Below are 4,260 nucleotides of genomic sequence, written 5' to 3' on the forward strand. Positions count from 1 at the left end.
GCTACTGCTCGGCCAGTGCCCGTGCCCGGACCGCGCGGCGCAACGTGTCCAGCTGGTCCACCAGTCCGCGCCGGGTCGCCGCGGTGAGGTCCGGATCGGCCAGACAGGCCTCGGCGGCCCGCACCGTCTGTTCGGTGGCGGCGAAGGCGGGGAAGCCCGCCGTGGTGAGCACCCGGGCCAGTGCGGGGCCGCGGCGGCCGGCGGCTGACCCCAGCTCCTTGAAGTAGCGCACGATCAGCTCGTCCAGGAGATCGGCCTGCTCGGGCTGCCACAGCCCCCTGGCGGTGGCGGTGGCCAGGTAGTTGGAGAGCTTGCCGTGGAACAGCGTCTGCCAGGCGGCCTCCTTGGCCCCTTCGTCGGGCAGTGCGGCGCGGCAGCGGGCGGCGCCCTGCTCGCTGGTGTCGCTGGGGTCGGCGGCGAGCTCGGCGGCGATCTCCGGCTCACCCGCCGCGCCGAGCACGCACAGCCGCAGCAGCAGCTGCCAGCGCAGGTCCGGGTCGAGCACCGGTCCGCCGGGCACCGTGCCGGCCGCCAGCCAGTCGCGCAGCTCGGCGGCCTGCGACTCGCCGACGGCGGTGCCGATCACGCCGCGCACGGCCACCAGGCGCAGGCCGGTGCGGTCCGGCGCGCCGTCGGTGCGGCGCAGCAGGGTTCGGCAGACCTGTGCCAGTCCGGCCAGCGCCGCCGGCCGCCCGGCCGGCGGCACGGCGCAGTCCACCACGAACTCGCGGGCGAAGGAGAGCACCGCATCCACCAGGTGCACCGAGGTCTCGCCGGACAGGTGGGCGGCGACCAGCTCCAGGTACTCGCCGGGCGCCAGCTCCCCGTCGCGCACCTGGTCCCGGGCGGCGCTCCAGAGCACCGCCCGGGCCAGCTCCTCGGGCACCGCGCCGAGCGAGGAGCGCACGGTCTGCCAGGAGCCGGGGTCGAGACGGATCTTGACGAAGCTGAGGTCGGTGTCGTTGAGCAGGGTCAGCTCGGCCGCGGCCGGCTGCGCCGCGGTGCCGTCGGCCGCCAGGTCGAGGGGCACGCGGTCGGCCAGCTCCAGGGTGCCCTCGGCGGTGCGCCGGTAGTGGCCCACGGTCAGCCGGTGCGGGCGCCGCCCGCCGTCGGCCGAGGTGTGCTCGATCCGGCCGTCGGTCAACCGCAGGGTGTCCACGCCGGTGGTGCGCAGCCAGCGGTCGGCCCAGCCGTGGACGTCGCGGCCACTGGCCGCCGCCAGCGCGCGGAGCAGGTCGTCGAGGGTGGCGTTGCCGAAGGCGTGCTCGTCGAAGTAGTCGTTGACTCCGGCCAGGAAGGCCTCCTCACCGAGCCAGGCGACCAGCTGGCGCAGTGCGGCGGCGCCCTTGGCGTAGGAGATGCCGTCGAAGTTCTGCAGCGCCTGGGCGGTGTCGTCCACCGTGCCGGGTGCCACCGGGTGGGTGGAGGGGCGCTGGTCGGCGTCGTAGCCCCAGGTCTTGCGGTCGGCGGCAAAGCCGGTCCAGGCGCTGGTGAAGCGGGTGGAGGTGGCGGTGACGCTGTAGGCCATGTACTCGGCGAAGGACTCGTTCAGCCACAGGTCGTCCCACCACTTCATGGTGACCAGGTCGCCGAACCACATGTGCGCCATCTCGTGCACCACCACCAAGGCGCGTTCCTCGCGTTTGGTGTCGGCCACGGCGGAGCGGAAGACGTACTCGTCGCGCAGAGTGACGCAGCCCGGGTTCTCCATCGCACCGGCGTTGAACTCCGGCACGAAGCACTGGTCGTAGCTGTCGAAGGGGTAGCGGTGCCGGAAGACCCGGTGGTAGTGGTCGAAGCCCTGCCGGGTGATCTCCAGCAGCTCGGGGGCGTCGGCGTCCAGGTGGGCGGCGAGCGAGCGGCGGCAGTGCAGGCCGAGCGGGATCCCGTCGTGCTCGGCGCGCACCGAGTGCAGCGGGCCGGCCACCACGGAGACCAGGTAGCTGCTGATCGCCGGGGTGGGCGCGAACTCCCAGCGGCCGGGCGAGACCTGGCGGCCCACACCGTTGCCGACCACGGTCCACTGCTGCGGCGCGGTGACGGACACCGTGTACTGCGCCTTGAGGTCGGGCTGGTCGAAGGATGCGAACACCCGCGGGCCGTCGTCGAGGAAGGACTGGGTGTAGACGTAGTCCTCGCCGTCGGCGGGGTCCGCGAAGCGGTGCATGCCCTCGCCGGTGTGCGAGTAGGCCATGTCGGCCTCGACGGTGAGTTCGTTGTCGGCCGCCAGGTCGGTCAGCGGGAAGCGCCCGGCCCGCAGCGCGTCGACGTCCAGTTCGCGGCCGTTCAGCACCACCCGGTGGAGTCCGGCCGGTTTGACATCCACGTAGGTCCCGGCGCCCGGGGTGGTGCAGCCGAAGCGGATCACCGTGGTGGAGCCGAACACCTCCCGGCCGCGGGTCAGGTCGAGGTCGAGGTGAACGGTGCGGACGTCGAGCAGACGGTGGCGCTCGACGGCCTCTGCGCGGGTGAGTACTGAGGTGTCGGACATGCGGGCCATGCTGCTCCATCCGACGGGCCGGCGGCACCCGTTTTTCGGCCTCGGGCGCGCCGGTGGGGACGCCGAAGTTCCGCCCGACCGCCCGGCGCCTCACCGTCGGTGAGCAACCGCACAATCGGGTCACATCCGGAACAAAGTAGGATGGAGCAACTCCCGTGCTACGCGCGAAGAGTTCCATAAATGCCCCATTTGACCGATTAACCTCCCGCTTCACACGCACGGAGCCACCCTCATGGACAACCTGTCCACCGCCGACACCGACGGCGCTGTAGAGACCCGCGGTATCGAACCCGTCCCCGACCACGAGCGCCGGGGCAGAGTCCGCGAGCTCTTCCCGACCTGGGCCGCGACGAACATCAGCGTCCTGCTTCTCACCATGGGTGCGGCCCTGGTGGTGTTCAACCGGTTGAACTTCTGGCAGGTCCTGGTCGTCGCCGCGTGCGCCGCGCTCGTCTCGTTCGGCATGGTCGGCGTGCTGTCGGTCTCCGGGAAGTGGGGCGGGGCGCCGGGCGCGACCCTCTCGCGGGCCACCTTCGGGGTGCGCGGGAACCTCTTCCCCGGCGCGATCCTCTGGATTGCCCGGTTCGGCTGGGAGACGATCAACGCCGTCACCGGTGCCTACGCCGTGCTGACCGTCCTTGACCTGCTCTTCGGTGTCAAGAGCAACACCGCGCTGATCGTGATCACGCTCTTCGCCTTCGTCACCTGCACCTTCCTGGTCTCCGGCATGGGCCGCAAGGCGCTGAACGTCTGCAACACCTGGTCGACGTACCTCTTCGGCGTCTTCAGCGTGCTGGTGCTGGGCTACCTGGTCGCGACCATGCACTGGGGCGAGGTCTTCTCCAAGCCCGCGGGCACCACGACGATGATGATCGCCGGCATCGGGACCATCGCCGCCGGCGGCATCAGCTGGGTCCCCACCGGCCCGGACTTCACCCGCTACCTGCCGCACTCCGTCTCCGGCAGGAAGATCGCCGGCGTGACGGTCTCCGGCGCCGGCCTGGTGATGGTGCCGATGGTGCTGATGGGTGCCGTGATGGCGGTGGCCTCGCCCGGCCTGGCGCAGGCCGCGGACCCGGTCTCCTTCCTCGGCGACCTGCTGCCGACCTGGCTGGCCGTGCCCTACCTGCTGACCGCGATCGTGGGCATGCTGCTGATCAACAGCCTCTCCATGTACTCGGCCGGCTTCACCGCGCAGACCATGGGCGTCAGGCTGCCGCGCGCCATGGCCGTCAGCATCAACGCCGTGATCTCGCTGGTCGGCGGCCTGCTGCTGATGCTGGTCGCCAAGAGCTTCCTGGGTTCCTTCATCACCTTCCTGATCCTGCTCGCCGTCTCCTTCTCGGCCTGGATCGGCGTCTACGCGGTGGACATGTTCCGGCGCCGGTCGCGTGCGGTGCGCTACGACGCCGCCGCGCTGATGGACACCAGCAGGAACAGCCGGTACTGGTACACGGGCGGCTTCTGCTGGCAGGCGATGGTGTCCTGGGTGCTCGCGCTGCTGATCGGGCTCGCCTTCACCAAGTGCGACTGGTTCGCCGGCCCGCTCTCCGACACTCCCGTCGGCAGGTACGGGCTCGCCTGGGCGGCGACCATCGTGATCTCCGGCGTGATCATGGCCGTACTCCCCGCCCCCCGGGAGAACACCTCGGCCACCGCCCAGCAGCCCGTCGGCCGCCAGGCGGAGCGGGCCGAACAGGTCACCGTCTGACCGCACGCCCCGACACCCCCGGACAGCCCGGTCGTCGGCTCAGCTGAGC

Annotated in this window: 2 protein-coding genes; one reads left to right on the forward strand and one right to left on the reverse strand. The window is 71.4% G+C overall.

Annotation, left to right across the window (positions count from 1 at the left end; genetic code table 11):
* Position 1 precedes the first annotated feature (1 nt).
* Entirely contained in the window at positions 2-2,491 is a 2,490-nt protein-coding gene (gene pepN / locus ACFU7Y_RS41015) for an aminopeptidase N (RefSeq protein WP_380771495.1), read from the reverse strand.
* Between the two features lie 241 nt (positions 2,492-2,732).
* Between pepN and ACFU7Y_RS41020 the strand changes: the two genes are divergently transcribed.
* Complete coding sequence (locus ACFU7Y_RS41020) at positions 2,733-4,211, forward strand: cytosine permease (protein WP_224282983.1); 1,479 nt, start codon at positions 2,733-2,735, stop codon at positions 4,209-4,211.
* The last annotated feature ends 49 nt before the right edge of the window (positions 4,212-4,260 follow it).

The organism is Kitasatospora sp. NPDC057542, from assembly GCF_042801945.1.
Classification (GTDB): Bacteria; Actinomycetota; Actinomycetes; order Streptomycetales; family Streptomycetaceae; genus Kitasatospora.